General features: G+C 61.3%; 14 protein-coding genes. 6 read left to right on the top strand and 8 right to left on the bottom strand.

The window, feature by feature from the left end:
- Window positions 1-187 precede the first annotated feature (187 nt).
- The 4 genes from ETW24_RS15585 to ETW24_RS15570 all read left to right on the top strand — a co-directional run bounded on the left by ETW24_RS15585 (window position 188) and on the right by ETW24_RS15570 (window position 4,817).
- Window positions 188-1,312, top strand: coding sequence for an extracellular solute-binding protein (locus tag ETW24_RS15585; RefSeq protein ID WP_129371902.1), 1,125 nt, complete (start codon window positions 188-190; stop codon window positions 1,310-1,312).
- A gap of 169 nt (window positions 1,313-1,481) precedes the next feature.
- Window positions 1,482-2,594 (top strand): ABC transporter ATP-binding protein, encoded by a 1,113-nt coding sequence (locus ETW24_RS15580; protein ID WP_129371901.1) that lies wholly within the window; start codon window positions 1,482-1,484, stop codon window positions 2,592-2,594.
- Window positions 2,595-2,607: 13 nt separating this feature from the next.
- The gene (locus ETW24_RS15575) at window positions 2,608-3,528 is read left to right on the top strand and encodes an ABC transporter permease (RefSeq protein WP_129371900.1); all 921 of its coding nucleotides are present in this window, start codon (window positions 2,608-2,610) and stop codon (window positions 3,526-3,528) included.
- Window positions 3,525-4,817 (top strand): ABC transporter permease, encoded by a 1,293-nt coding sequence (locus tag ETW24_RS15570; protein WP_129371899.1) that lies wholly within the window; start codon window positions 3,525-3,527, stop codon window positions 4,815-4,817. Before ETW24_RS15575 ends, ETW24_RS15570 begins: the two co-directional genes overlap by 4 nt.
- A 66-nt stretch (window positions 4,818-4,883) precedes the next feature.
- Here the strand turns inward: ETW24_RS15570 and ETW24_RS15565 are convergent, their stop codons facing one another.
- From ETW24_RS15565 to lpdA, 8 genes are all read right to left on the bottom strand, one after another.
- Window positions 4,884-5,888 carry a helix-turn-helix domain-containing protein gene (locus ETW24_RS15565; RefSeq protein WP_237455376.1) on the bottom strand — a complete coding sequence of 335 codons (1,005 nt, stop codon included), beginning with the start codon at window positions 5,886-5,888 and terminating at the stop codon, window positions 4,884-4,886.
- Between the two features lie 74 nt (window positions 5,889-5,962).
- Window positions 5,963-8,821, bottom strand: a complete 2,859-nt coding sequence (gcvP, locus tag ETW24_RS15560) for an aminomethyl-transferring glycine dehydrogenase (RefSeq protein WP_129371898.1) — start codon at window positions 8,819-8,821, stop codon at window positions 5,963-5,965.
- Window positions 8,822-8,939: 118 nt separating this feature from the next.
- A complete protein-coding gene (gene gcvH, locus ETW24_RS15555; protein ID WP_129371897.1) occupies window positions 8,940-9,305 on the bottom strand; it encodes a glycine cleavage system protein GcvH in 366 nt (121 codons plus the stop codon).
- A gap of 21 nt (window positions 9,306-9,326) precedes the next feature.
- Window positions 9,327-10,424, bottom strand: a complete 1,098-nt coding sequence (gene gcvT, locus ETW24_RS15550; protein WP_129371896.1) for a glycine cleavage system aminomethyltransferase GcvT — start codon at window positions 10,422-10,424, stop codon at window positions 9,327-9,329.
- Between the two features lie 23 nt (window positions 10,425-10,447).
- Complete coding sequence (locus tag ETW24_RS15545) at window positions 10,448-10,861, bottom strand: universal stress protein (RefSeq protein ID WP_129371895.1); 414 nt, start codon at window positions 10,859-10,861, stop codon at window positions 10,448-10,450.
- Between the two features lie 71 nt (window positions 10,862-10,932).
- Window positions 10,933-12,348: an alanine/glycine:cation symporter family protein gene (locus ETW24_RS15540; protein WP_129371894.1), complete on the bottom strand. Its 1,416-nt coding sequence runs from the start codon at window positions 12,346-12,348 to the stop codon at window positions 10,933-10,935.
- A gap of 25 nt (window positions 12,349-12,373) precedes the next feature.
- Window positions 12,374-13,318 carry a lipoyl synthase gene (gene lipA, locus ETW24_RS15535; protein ID WP_129371893.1) on the bottom strand — a complete coding sequence of 315 codons (945 nt, stop codon included), beginning with the start codon at window positions 13,316-13,318 and terminating at the stop codon, window positions 12,374-12,376.
- Between the two features lie 18 nt (window positions 13,319-13,336).
- Complete coding sequence (gene lpdA, locus ETW24_RS15530) at window positions 13,337-14,719, bottom strand: dihydrolipoyl dehydrogenase (RefSeq protein ID WP_129371892.1); 1,383 nt, start codon at window positions 14,717-14,719, stop codon at window positions 13,337-13,339.
- A 173-nt stretch (window positions 14,720-14,892) separates the two neighbouring features.
- Between lpdA and ETW24_RS15525 the strand changes: the two genes are divergently transcribed.
- On the top strand, window positions 14,893-15,507 hold the full coding sequence (locus tag ETW24_RS15525) for a helix-turn-helix domain-containing protein (protein ID WP_129371891.1): 615 nt from the start codon (window positions 14,893-14,895) through the stop codon (window positions 15,505-15,507).
- 102 nt (window positions 15,508-15,609) lie between these two features.
- Complete coding sequence (locus ETW24_RS15520; RefSeq protein WP_129371890.1) at window positions 15,610-16,278, top strand: GntR family transcriptional regulator; 669 nt, start codon at window positions 15,610-15,612, stop codon at window positions 16,276-16,278.
- Window positions 16,279-16,282: the final 4 nt, after the last annotated feature.

The raw sequence follows: 16,282 nt of genomic DNA, 5'->3' as shown, positions 1-16,282 counted from the left end.
AGCCGATGCATTGTCGTGGAGGAAATTTAACTGCACCGAAACTGGCGTTATGCAAAGCCGGATTGCGAAAACTCTGGCCTTATCAGTTTTGGAAACTGTCACTGTAGGCGGGGCGTATGACTCCGCAAGGTTTCACGGTTGAAACAATAAGAACAACAAACAACAGTCCAAAGGGAGATAACTGGATATGACAGCAAAGACTTCAATCAGCCGCCGCACGGTGCTGAAAAGCGCAGGTGCTGCTGCACTGGCGGCGCCGCTTTACTCAAAAAGCGCGCTGGCGTCTTCCGGCGAAGTGAACATTCTGATGTGGTCGGACTATCTGCCGCCCGAATTCATCGCGGGTTTCGAGGCCAAGACCGGCATCAAGGTGAATTACACCGGTATCGGTTCCAACGAAGAAATCATCAACAAGATGAAGGCCACCAAGGGCCAGGGTTTCGACATCGTTTCGCCGACCAACAACCGCTCGCTGCAGTGGGGGCCGCTGGAACTGCTAAAGCCGTTCGACATGAACAAGGTCAACATTGACGCGGTGAACCCTGCGATGGCCAAGATCGGCACCGACGCCTGGAACTTTGGCGGTTCGGGCGTGCATTGGCTGCCGCATATCTGGGGCACCGAAGGCATTGCCTACCGTACCGACAAATGGCTGCCGGCCGGTGACGCGCCGTCTTATGGCGATGTCTGGTCGGAAGAAAATGCCGGCAAGACCATGGGCCGGGCGCATTCGATGATGCTGGGCGCGGGTCTTTACATGGAAGCCTCGGGCGAGATGGAGCCAGGCTCAATCTGGGCGGCTTACGACGACGAGGAAACCATGCGTAAGGTCTGGGGCCAGGTCACCGATTGGTGCGTGGCGCGCAAGAACCGGATCAAACTGATCTGGAACGATGCGGACACCCAAAAGAACGGCCTGCTGAACGAGGGCGTGGTGGTCGGCCAGACCTGGGACGGCCCGCCGCTGGCGCTTAAGTCTGCTGGCGAACCTGTGCACTATCAGGCACCGGTCGAAGGCTCGATGGCTTGGGTCGACGGCATCTCGATGCCGGTTGGCGCCAAGAACGAAGAGCAGGTTTATGCCTTTGTCTCTTACGCTTACGAGCAGGAGCCGGCAGGCAAAGCAATCGACAGCCATGGCTACAACTCGCCGGTTCTGGGCGCCGACAGCCACTCGGGCGATGTCTACAAAAAGAACTTTGCCGAAGCCTATCCGGGCAACTCGCTGGCCAATCTGAACCCATGGCCGGCCGAGGCGCCGTGGTATGCGGACGTGCGGACCGAGTTTGTCAACAAGTTCAAAAGCGCCTAAGCGAAGCGCCTGATCATGCGGGCCCCCGGGAGATCTATCCCGGGGGCCGGTTTCGTGCCGCTGGCAGCCAGCCGGGACGGCGCAATCAACAACAATACAAGGGAAGCAGGTCTTGCGGGGCCGGTGGAGCGCCACCGGAATGGGGATCTGCACCCTGGGGAGAAGCCAAATGAGTGCTGGGGTCGGCGTTGATCTCGAGAATCTTTGGATCCGGTTCGGTGACTTTGTCGCCGTGCGCGATGCCAATGTGAACATCAATGGAGGGGATTTTTTCTCCTTTCTGGGGCCCTCGGGCTGCGGCAAAACCACCATCCTGCGGGCGGTCTCAGGCTTTCTTGAGCCAAGCGAGGGCCGGGTGCTGATTGGCGGCAATAACATGAAGGGGATCGGGCCGAACAAGCGCCCGACCGCGCTGATCTTTCAGAATCTGGCGCTGTTCCCGCTGATGAAGGTCTGGGAGAACATCACGTTTTCCATGGAGATCAAGGGCGCCTCGGCCAGGGAGCGGCGCAAGCGCGCGGATGAGCTTTTGGACATGATCGCGCTGCCGGGACAGGGCGACAAACTGCCCTCCGAACTGTCTGGCGGCCAGCGGCAGCGGGTGGCCATTGCGCGCGCCTTGTGCGCCGAACCCGATGTGCTGCTGCTTGATGAACCGCTGTCGGCGCTGGACCTGAAGCTACGCCAGCATATGCGCACCGAGCTGCGCGAGATTCAGCAGCGGGTCGGCATCACCTTTATCTACATCACCCACGATCAGGGCGAGGCGCTGACCATGTCCGACAATATCGCGGTGATGAAGGCGGGGGTGATTGACCAGATCGGTGATGGCAAAACCATCTACAACGATCCGGCCACCGCCTTTGCGGCGTCTTTCGTGGGCGAAAACAACGTCTTCCGCGGCAAGGTGAAGCGGGTGATGGGCGACGAGGCCTTGATCGCCACCAACCGGTCAGGCGATCTGGTGGCGCGGGTTTCCACCGCCAACCAGGGCCGCATGAAAGAAGGCGACGAGGCGATGATGTTCATCCGTCCCGAGGCCTTTGCGCTGGCATCCCAGGGCGCGGCGGGCGACCATTTCGTGACCGCACGTGTCAACCACGAGGAGTTCGAGGGCAATAGCTTCAACATCTTCATGGAAGGCGACGGCGGCAAGGAGCTGAAGGTCTCAATCCCCAACCTGGGTCAGTCCTTTGATGACCACACCGGCCAAAACATCACCCTGGAATACGAGACGAAAAACGCCGTCTGTGTTCCCGCCGGTGAGCTGGCCGCGGAATGAGGAGGCCCATGTCATGCCAAGCTTCCTGAGGGAGTTCTTCAAACGCAACGGTTTCGGCATGGGCAGTCTGATGCTGGGCCTGGTCCTGTTCTGGACCATCGGCCTGATTATTCTGCCGCAGCTATCGATGCTCGACTTCTCATTCCGTCCCAACCTGCCGCCGCCAGAGATCGGCGGCCCCAAAGACGTCTATACGGTCGAAAACTACAAATATCTGGTGTTCGGACCGGAAGGCGGCAGCCAGAGCTACAACGCTGTCGACCTCAATGTCTTCTTCCGCACCCTGGTGGCAGCGGTCTGCGTCACCATCTTCAACCTGATCCTGTGCTACCCGATCGCCTATTATCTGGCCCAGACCAAGGGCAATCACATCCGCATCTTCGCACTGATGCTGATCATCCCTTACTGGATCAACGAGATCCTGCGCGCCTTTGCGCTGCGCATCATCTTCGGCGAGACCGGCGTGCTTAATAACATGCTGGTGGGGCTGGGGGTATTCGACACCCCGTTTGACTTTATCCGCAATGATATCGCGCTCTATGCCGGTTTGGGCTATGCCTACATCCTCTTGATGATCTTCCCGATCTACAACGTGATCGAAAGCCTGGACCGCAATCAGATCGAGGCGGCGCGGGATATGGGCGCCAGTTGGACCAAGATCCACCAGCGGGTGGTCATTCCCTACGCTAAACCGGGTATTTCCTCGGGCTGCACCATGGTGTTCATGCTGTCGGCAGGCGCGCTGGCGGCACCGCAGATCCTTGGCGGACCGTCTTCCTTGTGGTTCACCCAGCTGATCTATCAGCAGTTCAATGACAACTCCGACTGGCCGCAGGGCGCGGCTTACGCGGTGGTGCTGCTGGTCACCTGTATCCTGCTGGTGCTGGCCATCATGCGGCTGTTCAAGGTCAACATGGGGGATATCGGCAAATGAAGAACTTCTCCTTTATGCGCATAAGCCTCTGGGTCTATCTGGCGATCTTCTTTGCCTACCTGCTGGGGCCGCTGGTGATCATGTCGGCGACTGCCTTCAACTCGCCTTCGTTTCCGCGGATGACTCCCTGGGAGTGCCTGACTTTTGAATGGTTCTCGGCCCTGTTCCAGGACGAACGGATTTTGAACGGGATCTGGAACTCTGTCCTGGTGGGGGCGGGCACGATTGTGCTGTCGGTGTCGATGGGGCTGGCAGGGGCGCTGATGCTGACCCAGATCTGGCCTAAGCTGCGCGCGACCTATTACACCATCATCATCGCGCCGATCCTGATCCCCGGCGTGGTCATTGGTATCTCGACCCTGGTGTTCTGGGACCGGATCAACCGGATGCTGGGGCTGGGCGCGGACAGCTGGCTGTCGAACGGCCTGTTCCTGACCATCATCGGCCAGTCGACCTTCATAGCCAGCTACTGCATGCTGGTCTTGGTGGCGCGCCTGCAGCGCTACGACATTGCGCTGACCGAGGCGGCACTGGATCTGGGCGCCACCCATGCCCAGGCCTTCCGCAAAGTGCTGTTGCCGTTCATGCGGCCTGCGATTGCCTCCGCGGCGGTGCTGGCGTTCCTGGCCAGTTTCGAGAACTACAACACCACCACCTTCACCTTCGGCGAATACCCGACGCTGACCATCGAACTGGCGCAGAAGGTGCGTTATGGCATCACCCCGGCGATCTCGGCGCTGGCCTTTATCATCGTGGTGCTGACGGTGTTTGCAGCGCTGGCGAACGAGGCCGGCATCCGCCGCAAGGAACTGGTCGCGGCTGCCCGTAAGAAGGCGACGGTGGAGGAACTGGAAAACGGCAAGCTGCGGCTGCCCGGGTTCCTTAGTTCCAATGTTGCGGCGGTGGCGCTGGTTGTTGTGGCCTGTGCAACGGTAGCAGTGGTGGGGACCGCCACGGTCTACAGCCCGCAGCAGTGCATTGCCGACATTCAGGAGCAAAAGCGCCTGGAGACTGAAGAGCGCATCCAGGAGCTGCGCCGACAGCGTGAACTGCGCCGCCAGCAGCAGCAGGAAGAGCAGGGCGGCGCCCCGGCCCAATCGGCGCCCGCCACCGGCACCGGCAATAACTCGGGTTTTGGCGGCGTCTTTGCGCCCGGCAGCCTGTCGGGGGATGAAGAGGACGGCGCGGAGGCCGAGCAGGAGCCGCAGGGCAACAGCTCCGGTTTCGGCAATGTCTTTGACCCCGGCGCCCTCTCAAATGACGGCGAGGACAGCGGATCAGGCAATTGAACCTGGCCCAAACAGACAAAAGGCGGCTTTAGGGCCGCCTTTTTACATGCATGATCCAGCTTGTTCTCAGGCGGCGGATCCTGCCGGGTGGCTGTCTGCGTAGTATTGTTTGCGGAAAGCCAGCGGGCTGGTTTTGTATTCCCGCTTGAACCATTCGGTGAGGTTGCTGCGCGAGCCAAAGCCGGTGGCGGCGACGATCTCGGCCAGCGGCAGGGTGGTGTGCAGCAACAGCTGACGGGCCTTCTCTATCCGCAGCCTGCGATAGGCAGCCAGCGGGCTGGTGCGGGTTTTTTGCTGAAAGCGGCGCTCCAGCTTGCGCGGAGAGACCCCGGCCTGCTGGGCAATGTCGCGGATCAGCAGCGGTTCTTCGAGGTTCTGCTGCATCAGGTCGAGGATCTTGACGATCAGCGCGTCGCCGCCGGCGGTCTGGCGCAGTTGCAGCGATATTCTGGATTGTTCCGATGCCGGGCCAAAAGCCAGGCCGAGATAGTCGCAGACCGCATCGGCGATGAACGGCCCGCGGTCGGCGCGCAGGAAACCGGCCAGCAGGCGCAGGGCGGCAAAGCTGCTGACGGCAGTGTTGATGCGGCCAGCAGCGGTGGTCAGCGTGCCGGCCGGGGCGCAGGTCAGCTGCTCTTCCTCTGCGGCGGCGGCGAAATTCGAATGCACCGCAGTCTCGAATGCCGCCTGCAGACCGGACTCGGCCAGCAGGAAGATGGCGCTGCCGGCAAACAGGCAGCGTTGTGCCTGGCGGCAGATCCGCTGCAGGCTGGCCTTTTCACCTGAGTTGAGCGGCCAGCGGCTGGAGATACCACCCAGGAAAATGACCGTCTGCGGTTTCCAACCCGCGGGCACGGCGCGCATTTGCGAGCTGAGGTTGCGCACGGCTGTTCGGTAGCCGCTGTCCGGAAAAAGATCATTGGCGGCGCGGAAAACTTCGCAAATCATCTGCGCCGCGGCAGGGGGTTCGGCCTGCGGCAGGATGATTTCGACGTCGTGGAAGCGGGCGAGTGCCGCGCTGTCAGCGGAGTGCTGGGAAGCTGGCACGGTCAGCGGTTCGAGACGGGACATCATTCTCTCCTCTGAGCGGGTCATGCGGGGGTGCCCTGCCGGGCGGGGCCGGCAGGGCGCGGAGCCTGAAAGGATCAGGCTTCGTTTTCTTCGTAGTCCGACATCGGCGGGCAGGTGCAGATCAGGTGGCGGTCGCCATAGGCGTTGTCCACCCGGTTCACAGCCGGCCAGTATTTGTCGACGCCAAGGTTGCCCGGAGGGAAGCAGGCCTGTTCGCGGCTGTAGGGACGGTCCCATTCACCCACCAGGTCGCGCACCGTGTGCGGCGCGTGCTTCAGCGGGTTGTTTTCAGGATCGATCTTGCCGTCGATGATGTCCTGCGCCTCCGAGCGGATCGACAGCATGGCGTCGCAGAAGCGGTCCAGCTCGTCCTTGGGCTCGGATTCGGTCGGCTCCACCATCAGCGTGCCAGCCACCGGCCAGGACATGGTCGGGGCGTGGAAGCCCGAATCGACCAGACGTTTGGCAACGTCGTCGACGGTGACATTGCCGTCATCAGCCAATGGGCGGGTGTCCAGGATACATTCATGCGCCACACGGCCCGTTTCCGAGGTGTAGAGGATCTTGTAGGCATCCTTGAGGCGCGCTGCGATGTAGTTGGCGTTCAGGATCGCAACCTTGGTCGCCTGGGTCAGGCCCGAACCGCCCATCAGCAGGCAGTAGGCCCAGCTGACCGGCAGGATCGAAGGCGAGCCGAACGGAGCCGCCGAAACCGGACCAACTGCGGTGCCGTATTCCGGGTGGCCCGGCAGGTGCTCGGTCAAATGCGCCTTGACGCCGATCGGACCCATGCCGGGGCCGCCGCCGCCGTGCGGAATGCAGAAGGTCTTGTGCAGGTTCAGGTGCGAAACGTCGCCGCCGATCTTGCCCGGCTGGGCAAGGCCCACCATGGCATTCATGTTGGCGCCGTCGATATAGACCTGGCCGCCGTGATCATGGGTGATCTGGCAGACGTCCTGAACGGTTTCTTCAAACACGCCGTGGGTCGACGGGTAGGTGATCATGCAAGCCGCAAGGTTGTCACTGTGCTGCTCTGCCTTGGCACGGAAGTCGGCGACGTCGATGTTGCCGCTGTCGTCCGCTTTCACAGGGATCACCTTGTAGCCGACCATCTGCGCCGACGCCGGGTTGGTGCCATGTGCGGAGGTTGGGATCAGGCAGATGTTGCGGTGCGCTTCGCCGCGCGACGCATGGTAGTTGCGGATGGTCAAAAGGCCCGCGTATTCGCCCTGCGCACCGGAGTTCGGCTGCTGGGAGATCGCATCATAGCCGGTGATCTGGCACAGTTTGTCGTTCAGATCGTCGATCATCTGGTGGTAGCCCTGCGCCTGATCTTCGGGGCAGAAGGGGTGTAGGTTGCCGAATTCCGGCCAGGTGACCGGGATCATTTCGATGGTCGCATTGAGCTTCATGGTGCAGGAGCCGAGCGGGATCATCGCACGGTCCAGCGCCAGGTCGCGGTCGGCCAGACGGCGCATGTAGCGGGTGATTTCTGCTTCGGCCCGGTTTTTGTGGAAGATCGGGTGGGTCAGATACTCGCTTTCGCGCAGCGCATAGTCGGGCAGACGGTAGGCGCGGTTTGCGACGCTATCGTCTTTCTTGTCGATGCCAAAGGCTGCCCAGACGGCTTCGATGGTCCCGGCGCGGGTCTGTTCGTCCAGCGAGATGCCGATGCGGTCTTCACCCACTTTGCGCAGGTTGACGCCGCGGGCAACGGCTGCTTCCATGACGGTTTTCTGCAGCGGGCCAACGTCGACAGTGATGGTGTCGAAGAAGACTTCCGGTTCCACCTTGAAACCGTTCTCCTCCAGACCGGCGGCCAGGCGCGAGGTCTTGCGGTGCACCGACTGAGCAATCGCCTTGATGCCGTCGGGGCCGTGGTAGACAGCATACATCGACGCGATAACAGCCAGCAGCGCCTGTGCGGTACAGACGTTCGAGTTGGCCTTTTCGCGGCGGATGTGCTGTTCGCGGGTTTGCAGCGCCAGGCGGTAGGCCTTGTTGCCGCGCGCATCGACGGACACACCGATGATGCGGCCGGGCATGGCGCGCTTCAGCTTGTCGGTGGTCGCCATATAGGCTGCGTGAGGGCCGCCATAACCCATCGGAACGCCAAAACGCTGGGTCGAGCCGATGGCAATATCAGCACCCATTTCACCCGGCGATTTCAGCAGGGCCAGCGACAGGATGTCGGCGGCGACAACGGCGATGCCCTTGTGCGCGTGGATGGCTTCGATTTCCGATGTGAAGTCGCGCACATGGCCGTAGGTGCCGGGGTACTGGAAGATGGCGCCGAAGACCGCGCCCGGATCCAGATCGTCGGGATCGGCTACCACCACGTCGATGCCCAGAGGCTCGGCGCGGGTCTGGATCACGGCGACGGTCTGCGGGTGGCAGTTCTTGTCGACGAAGAAGGCGGCGTTGTTTGCCTTGGAGCGCGAACCGCGGTGCGCCATCGACATGGCCTCAGCCGCGGCGGTTGCTTCGTCCAGCAGCGAGGCGTTGGCGATGTCCAGGCCGGTCAGGTCGCTGACCATGGTCTGGAAGTTCAAGAGCGCCTCGAGCCGGCCCTGGGAAATTTCCGGCTGATAGGGCGTATAGGCGGTGTACCAGGCCGGGTTTTCCAGGATGTTGCGCAAGATCGGCGCCGGAGTGGTGGTGCCGTAATAGCCCTGACCGATCAGCGTGGTCAGAACCTTGTTCTTGGAGGCCACTTCTTTCATGTGGAAGAGGGCGTCGCGCTCGGTCATTGCCGGGCCCCAGTCCAGCGCCTCTTTCTGGCGGATGGCGGGCGGCACGGTGGCGTCGATCAGCTCGTCCAGGGTTTTAAAGCCGATCACCTGCAGCATGTCGGCCATCTCTTGCGGAGACGGGCCGATGTGGCGCCGGTTGGCAAAGTCATAGGCTTCGTAATCGGTAAGTTTGAAGGCCATTGCAGCGTTCCTTTGAAAGGGTCACGTCCGGCCGGAAGCACGGGAGCCTCCGGCGGGGATATTTTCAGCCAGAAGAAGGGGCGGATCCGCGCAAACGGCAGCGGATCCGCAGACAGGTTCAGCCAATCAGGGCCTTGTAGCCGTCCAGATCCATCAGATCATCCAGCTGGGACGCGTCCGACAGCTTGATCTTGTAAATCCAGGCGTCGCCTTCCGGGCTTTCGTTCAGGGCGCCGGGGTTGTCGGCCAGGGTTTCGTTCACCTCGACCACTTCACCGTCCAGCGGTGCGTAGATTTCGGAGGCTGCTTTCACCGACTCGATCACGCCGATTTCGCCGCCTTTTTCGAACTCGTCGCCGGTTTCGCGCTGCTCGACAAAGACAACTTCGCCCAGCTGATCGGCGGCGTGCTGGGTGATGCCCAGGGTTGCCACATCGCCTTCAACGGTGATCCATTCATGGTCTTCGGAATAATAGGTGGCCATTTTGACTCTCCTGATGATGTCTTAGCGTTTGTAGTTCTGTGTGACGAAGGGCAGGGCGGTGATTTCAGCCGGCTGTGCCTTGCCGCGGATGATGAGGTTCACCTTGGTGCCTGCTGCGCTATGATCTGCCGCAACATAGCCCATGGCAACCGGGCCGCCGACTGTGGGGCCGAAGCTGCCCGAGGTGATGGCACCAAGAGTATCGCCGCCTTCGCTCTGGACTTCCACGCCTTGGCGGGCCGGTGCCCGGCCTTCGGGCTTGATGCCGACCAGCTTTTTGGCCGTGCCTTCGGCCAGTTCTTTCTGGATGCGGGCGGCACCGGGGAAGCCGCCTTCTTCGCGGCGGCGCTTTTGGATGGCCCAGTTCAGCGAGGCCTCGATCGGGGAGGTCGACTGGTCGATGTCGTTGCCATAGAGGCACAGACCGGCCTCAAGGCGCAGGCTGTCGCGGGCGCCAAGGCCTGCGGGTTCGCAGTCGTCATGGGCCAGGAACAGTTTGGAGACGCGGATGGCGTCCGCGTCCGGGATCGAAATCTCGTAGCCGTCCTCGCCGGTGTAGCCGAGGCGCGAGATGCGGCATTCTACACCGCCGATATCGGCCAGGACGGTTTCCATGAATTTCAGCTCACGGGCGGCAGGGCACAATTCGCCCACAACGTCCTCGGCCTTGGGGCCTTGGACGGCAACCAGCGCGCGGTCGAAGATCTCGGTGACTTCGACGCCGTCCAGGTTTGCCTGCATATGCGGGATGTCCTGGTGGCGCAGCGCCGCGTTCACCACAACAAAGTAGTGGTCACCGGCGTTGGAGACGATCAGATCGTCCATGATGCCGCCGTCCTCGTTGGTGAAAAAGCCGTAGCGGGCCTTGCCTTCTTTCAGGGTGGCAAAGGCCTGCGGGCAGAGCGTTTCCAGCTTCTCGCCCACATTGTCGCCGCGCAGGATCACCTGGCCCATGTGGGAGACGTCAAACAGCGCGGCTTTCTCGCGGCACTGCTTGTGCTCGCCCATGATGCCCATGGGATACTGCACCGGCATTTCCCAGCCGGCGAAATCGACGATCTTGCCGCCAAGCTCGACGTGCAGGTCATACAGCGGGGTGCGTTTGGGTGCGTCGGTCATAGTTTTGAGCCTTTCAAACGGGATCAGTCACGGACAACCAGAACGGTGCAATGCGCGTTGCGCACGACACGTGCCAGGTTCGGGCCGATTTCATAGTTCGGGAAGTCGCCCTTGGCCGATGCCATGACAATCATGTCAAAGCCTTCTTTGTGGGCAAGCTTGAGAATTTCGCGGTAAACGCTGCCTTCTTCGATATGCACCGGCACATCGGAAGCGCTGTCGTTGTCCAGGATCGCCTGCACGGCCTTGCGCACATGGTCCTTGGCGCCGGCGCCATAGTTGGCGGGCAGGTTGGGCAGTTGAATGATCTCGGGGATGACCGAAACAGCGTGCAGCTCCGCGCCGTAGAACTTGGCCTGCTCCAAAGCAAGCGGAAGCGCCTTTTTCCAGGACCGGTCATCGTTGTGATCAAGTGTCAGCAGGATTTTCGTGGCCATCTGTCATCACCTCAGGTGGTAAAATGAGTGCAAGGGGCTGGGGGGCCGTTACAGCCCCCCAAAGAGGTCGGTTACTTGGCGGCTGTGCCGGCTTCTTCCGACTTGCCGCCGGTGGCAAAGAACTCTTTCGTCAGTTTGAAGACGATCGGGCTCAGCAGGGCCAGGGCGATCAGGTTAGGAATGGCCATCATGGCGTTCAGCGTATCCGCCAGCAGCCAGATGAAGCCTAGATCAGCAGTTGCGCCGAAGTAGATCATGACGATCCACAGGACACGGTAGGGGATCAGCGACTTCACACCCAGCAGGAATTCGATGCATTTCTCGCCGTAGAAGGACCAGCCCAGAATGGTGGTGAAGGCAAAAATCGACAGGGCGACTGCAATCAGTGAGCCGCCGATGCCGGGCAAGGTGGTTTCGAATGCCAGCGAGGTCAGTGCCGCACCGGAAATGGCCTTGAACCCTTCAGTTTCACCGTTGGCCAGGAAATCAGCCACAGATGCGTCGAGAGCGCCAGAAGCGATAATCGCCAAACCGGTGATCGAGCACACGATGATGGTGTCGATGAAGGTTCCCAGCATCGCGATCAGGCCCTGGTTAACTGGACCTTTGGTCTCAGCCGCCGCGTGGGCGATCGGAGCCGAGCCGAGGCCCGCTTCGTTCGAGAAAACGCCGCGAGCCACGCCAAAGCGGATCGCCAGCCAGACAGCCGCACCTGCTGCGCCACCTTTTGCGGCCCAGGGTGTAAAGGCATAGGTAAAGACTTGGCTGATCGCATTGCCGATTGCACCAGCATTCAGCAGCAGAACCAACAGGCCTGCAATGATGTATGCAATCGCCATGAACGGAACCAGTTTGCCGGCAACCGCACCGATGCGGGTGATGCCGCCCAGGATAACGGCTGCGGTCAGAACCATCAGGATCACGCCGGTGACCGAGGTGTTCACACCAAAGTTCGTTTCCAGAACCTGGGCCACACCATTGGCCTGCACACCGTTGCCGATGCCGAAAGCAGCCACACCGCCGAACAATGCGAACGCAACGCCCAGCCAGGCCCATTTCGCGCCGAGGCCGTTTTTGATGTAGTACATCGGGCCGCCGACGAAATTGCCCAGCTCGTCTTTTTCACGGTATTTCACCGCGCAGACAGCTTCGGCGTATTTGGTGGCCATGCCGACCAGAGCGGTCATCCACATCCAGAAAAGCGCGCCGGGGCCGCCCAGGAACACCGCGGTGGCAACACCGGCGATGTTGCCGGTACCGATGGTGGCCGACAGTGAGGTCATCAGCGCGTTGAACGGGCTGATCTGGCCTTCGCCTTGGCCTTCACGGCCTTTGAACAGCAGGCTGAAGCCGGTGCCGATTTTCAGGATTGGCATGAACTTCAGGCCTACCTGCAGGAAAAAGCCGACGCCGAGTATCATGACGAGCATGGGTACGCCCCACACAACACCATTTAGCCAGCCGACTACTGAGTTTAACGCTTCCATGGGTCTCCTCCCGATTGCGTTTTAGTTAAATACCCTTTGCCAAGGCCATCTGACGGGCCTCTTTCAGGGCGGCAAAATCTTCATCCGCGTGGAACGATGAACGGGTCAGCGGCGTGGCCGACACGTGAAGAAAGCCCTTGGACCGGGCAATCTGTTCCAGCTGCGCGAATTCTTCCGGCGACCAGAACCGGTCGATCGGGTGGTGTTTGGCGGTGGGCTGCAGGTACTGGCCCACGGTCAGGAAATCGACCTGTGCCGCGCGCAGGTCGTCCATCACCTGGCGCACATCCTCCAGGGTCTCGCCAAGGCCGACCATGATGCCCGACTTGGTGAACAGCTGCGGGTTGGCGCGTTTGGCGTCGTCCAGCAGCCGCAGCGAGGTGTAATAGCGCGCACCGGGACGCACACGCGGGTACAGCCGTGGCACGGTTTCCAGGTTGTGATTGAATACATCCGGGGCGGCTTCGAACACGGCCTCCGCTGCGTCGCCCTTGCCCAGGAAATCCGGGGTCAGCACCTCGATTGTAGTGCCGGGGTTCTGATGGCGGGTGGCACGGATGGTCTGGGCGATGTGCCCGGCACCGCCGTCCTCCAGATCATCCCGGTCAACGGAGGTGATCACCACATGGCGCAGGCCCAGCTTTTTGACCGCAGTCGCCACCCGGCCCGGCTCAAACGCGTCCAGTGTGTCCGGCCTGCCGGTGGTCACATTGCAAAAGGAACAGCCGCGGGTGCAGACCTCGCCCATGATCATCATGGTGGCGTGACGCTTGGACCAGCACTCGCCGATATTGGGGCAGGCGGCCTCTTCGCAGACAGTGGCCAGCTCATGCTCCCGCATCAGTTTGCGGGTCTCGTAATACTCGGCGCTTTCGATCTTTTTCTTGCGGATCCACTGGGGCTTTCGCGGGATAGCGCTGTCGGTCTTATGGGCCTTTTCCGGGTGGCGGGGTCTTAGCTGGATCGTCATCTCGCATATCCCTCCAGGTCAGGCGTGGATGGCACGGCCAAGTGCGTCAAGGCAGGCTTCTTTCACCGCCTCACCCATCGCAGGATGCGCATGGCAAGTCCGTGCAACCTCCTCGATAGTAGCATCTTTTGTCATCGCAAGCACCAATTCGGCAATTAAATCACCGCCATGCGCGCCGCAGATATGGGCGCCAAGGATCTTGCCCCCGGGCGTTGCCAGAACTTTGACGGCGCCGTCGGTATCGCCGGTGGAACGCGCGCGGGAGTTGGCCATAAAGGCAAACTTGCCAGTGATGTATTCGACACCGGCCTCTTTCAGCGCTTCTTCGGTCAGACCGACCGAGGCAACTTCGGGGTCGGTGTACACAACGCCGGGGACGGTGTTGTAATCCACATGGCCGTGCTCGCCGGCCAATAGTTCGACACAGGCAACACCGTCTTCCTCAGCCTTGTGGGCCAGCATCGGGCCGGGCACGCAGTCGCCGATGGCAAAGATGCCGGGCACTGAGGTCTGGAACGTTTCATCCACCTCGATAAAGCCGCGGGCGTTGATCGAGACACCGAGGTTTTCAAGACCCAGACCGCGGGTCACCGGGCGGCGGCCGATGGCGATCAGCACCTTGTCGGCCTCGATCTGCTCTTCCTTGTCCTTGCCGACACGGTCCAGGGTCAGCGTCAGGCCGGTCTCACCCTTCGCAATGGATTTCAGCGCGCGGCCCAGCTGGAACTTCAGCCCGCGCTTGGACAGCGCCCGCTGGGACAGCTTGGCGATCTCGCCGTCGATGCCGGGCAGGATTCGGTCAAGGTATTCCACAACCGTCACCTTGGATCCGAGACGTGACCAGACCTGACCGAGTTCAAGCCCGATCACGCCGGCGCCAATCACCACCAGGTGCTCTGGCGCGGCTTCAAGCGCCAGCGCACCGGTGCTGCTCAGCACGTCCACCTCGTCGATATCCACGCCGGGGAGGGGGCTGGGTTCCGAACCAGTGGCAATCAGGATGTTCTTTGCGGCGTAAGTCGCTTCGCCGACCTGCACCTGGCCTGGGGCCGGAATGCTGGCCCAGCCTTCGATATGGTCGACACCGTTCTTCTTGAACAGAAAGGCGATGCCCTTGGTCAGGTCGCCGACAATCTTGTCCTTGCGCGCCATCAGCGCGCCCAGATCCAGGCTGGCGCCCTCAACGGCAATGCCATGCGCGGCCAGATGGGACAGTTCGGCATACTTACCGGAGGAGGTCAGCAGCGCTTTGGAGGGGATGCAGCCAACATTGAGGCAGGTGCCGCCCAGCGATCCGCGGCCTTCGACGCAGGCGACCTTAAGGCCCAGTTGTGCGGCTCGGATTGCTGCGACATAACCGCCCGGACCGGCCCCGATCACAATCAGATCATATGCGCTCATGTGGATTCTCCTCCGAAATGCGGTTCAGGACCGTCACGTATGCTTCCGTATACGACGTTTCGTCTCCTATAGGAAACTTTTCCCCCCTTGCAAACAAAAAGTTCCGTCACGGAAATTTTGACCCGTGAATACATCAAAGCTAAGCTGTTTGCGGAACAGGAGAATTTGCACGAATGGAACCAATTCCCTCAGAAGAAACAGGGCTGGGCCCGGAGGCGATGGAGGCTCCGGACGGCGAAGTGCTGGGGAAAATGATTCGCGACGCCCGCAAGGAAAAGGGGCTGACGCTGGAGGAAGCAGCGCGTGCCGCCGCCATCGGGCGCTCGACCTTGTCGAAGATCGAGAACAACCAGACCCGGCCCAGTTTCGAGATCATCCGCCGCCTGATGCAGACGCTGGAACTGGAAACGCCGCAGTTGTTTGTGCAGTCCGGGCAAAGCGGCGTCACCGGGCGCCGGGATTTCACCCGCACCGGGTTGGGTGAGCACAAGGAAACTTCGACCTATGATCATGAACTGCTGTGCAGCGAGCTGACCAGCAAGCGCATGGTGCCCTATATCAGCACCATCAAGGCACGCGACGTGACGGAGTTCGACAATTGGGTCCGCCACCAGGGCGAAGAATTCATGTTTGTGCTGAGCGGCGAACTGATCCTTTACACGGAACACTACCGGCCGCTTCGCATGGGGGCGGGGGACTCAGTCTATTATGACAGCGGTATGGGCCACGGCTGTGTGTCGGTCAGCAAGGAAGACGCCAGGGTGCTGTGGGTGTCGCTGGAAGTGTGACGGGGAAAACCGCCCGCAGGTCCGTAAGCCCGGGCTGACGGTTATGCCGCTTTTCCGGACGGGCAGGTTCACGTACATCTGTCTGAAAGGAGAGGCATTGCGATGAAACTGGACCCGATTGATATCTCAACAGCTGCTTCGGCTTCCGCTGCAGTGTTTGAGGCGTTGCGCAGTGCGATCATCGATGGCCGGCTGGAGGAGGGCGAACCGCTCCGCCAAGAAGAAATTGCACGCCGCTTCAATACCAGCCGGATCCCGGTGCGGGAGGCAATTTCGCGGCTGGAGGAATACGGGCTGGTCAAGACACAGCGCTTCAAGGGCGCGGTTGTCGCCGGGCTGTCGGCGGATGAAGCGGCGGAGATCTTTGATTTCCGCGCGCTGCTGGAGCCGGAGATCATCCGTGATGCGGTCCCGCGGATGTCACAGGAGCTTCTGGCCAGCGCGCGGTTGCATTGCGAGGCCTTTGCCGGCTGCAAGAACCCGATGGAGTGGGGTGTTCTGAACCGGGAGTTCCACGACGCGCTCTACAGTGCCAGTGCGCTGACCTATTTTCGCGAAGCAGCCCGCAGCGCGATGGACCGGATCGACCGCTACATCCGTGCGCAGCTGGTCATGAGCGACGGTATGGAGCGTGCCGAGCGGGAGCATATCGCGATCCTGGCGGCCTGCGAAGAGGGCGATGCCACTCGTGCTGCAGAACTGACCAAAGCGCATGTTCAAGCGGCCAAAACCTCGTTGCTGGCGCATTTTCCCGTTCTGACCCGGTCCTGATACC

It is taken from the genome of Leisingera sp. NJS204 (genome assembly GCF_004123675.1).
Classification (GTDB): Bacteria; Pseudomonadota; Alphaproteobacteria; order Rhodobacterales; family Rhodobacteraceae; genus Leisingera.
Note: the sequence above shows the minus strand (reverse complement) of the source record. Positions and strands in the feature narration are given on the sequence as shown.

Coding starts and splice junctions, on each gene's coding strand:
- ETW24_RS15585 (WP_129371902.1), top strand. CDS start 188: ATGACAGCAAAGACTTCAATCAGCCGCCGCACGGTGCTGAAAAGCGCA.
- ETW24_RS15580 (WP_129371901.1), top strand. CDS start 1,482: ATGAGTGCTGGGGTCGGCGTTGATCTCGAGAATCTTTGGATCCGGTTC.
- ETW24_RS15575 (WP_129371900.1), top strand. CDS start 2,608: ATGCCAAGCTTCCTGAGGGAGTTCTTCAAACGCAACGGTTTCGGCATG.
- ETW24_RS15570 (WP_129371899.1), top strand. CDS start 3,525: ATGAAGAACTTCTCCTTTATGCGCATAAGCCTCTGGGTCTATCTGGCG.
- ETW24_RS15565 (WP_237455376.1), bottom strand. CDS start 5,888: ATGTCCCGTCTCGAACCGCTGACCGTGCCAGCTTCCCAGCACTCCGCT.
- gcvP (WP_129371898.1), bottom strand. CDS start 8,821: ATGGCCTTCAAACTTACCGATTACGAAGCCTATGACTTTGCCAACCGG.
- gcvH (WP_129371897.1), bottom strand. CDS start 9,305: ATGGCCACCTATTATTCCGAAGACCATGAATGGATCACCGTTGAAGGC.
- gcvT (WP_129371896.1), bottom strand. CDS start 10,424: ATGACCGACGCACCCAAACGCACCCCGCTGTATGACCTGCACGTCGAG.
- ETW24_RS15545 (WP_129371895.1), bottom strand. CDS start 10,861: ATGGCCACGAAAATCCTGCTGACACTTGATCACAACGATGACCGGTCC.
- ETW24_RS15540 (WP_129371894.1), bottom strand. CDS start 12,348: ATGGAAGCGTTAAACTCAGTAGTCGGCTGGCTAAATGGTGTTGTGTGG.
- lipA (WP_129371893.1), bottom strand. CDS start 13,318: ATGACGATCCAGCTAAGACCCCGCCACCCGGAAAAGGCCCATAAGACC.
- lpdA (WP_129371892.1), bottom strand. CDS start 14,719: ATGAGCGCATATGATCTGATTGTGATCGGGGCCGGTCCGGGCGGTTAT.
- ETW24_RS15525 (WP_129371891.1), top strand. CDS start 14,893: ATGGAACCAATTCCCTCAGAAGAAACAGGGCTGGGCCCGGAGGCGATG.
- ETW24_RS15520 (WP_129371890.1), top strand. CDS start 15,610: ATGAAACTGGACCCGATTGATATCTCAACAGCTGCTTCGGCTTCCGCT.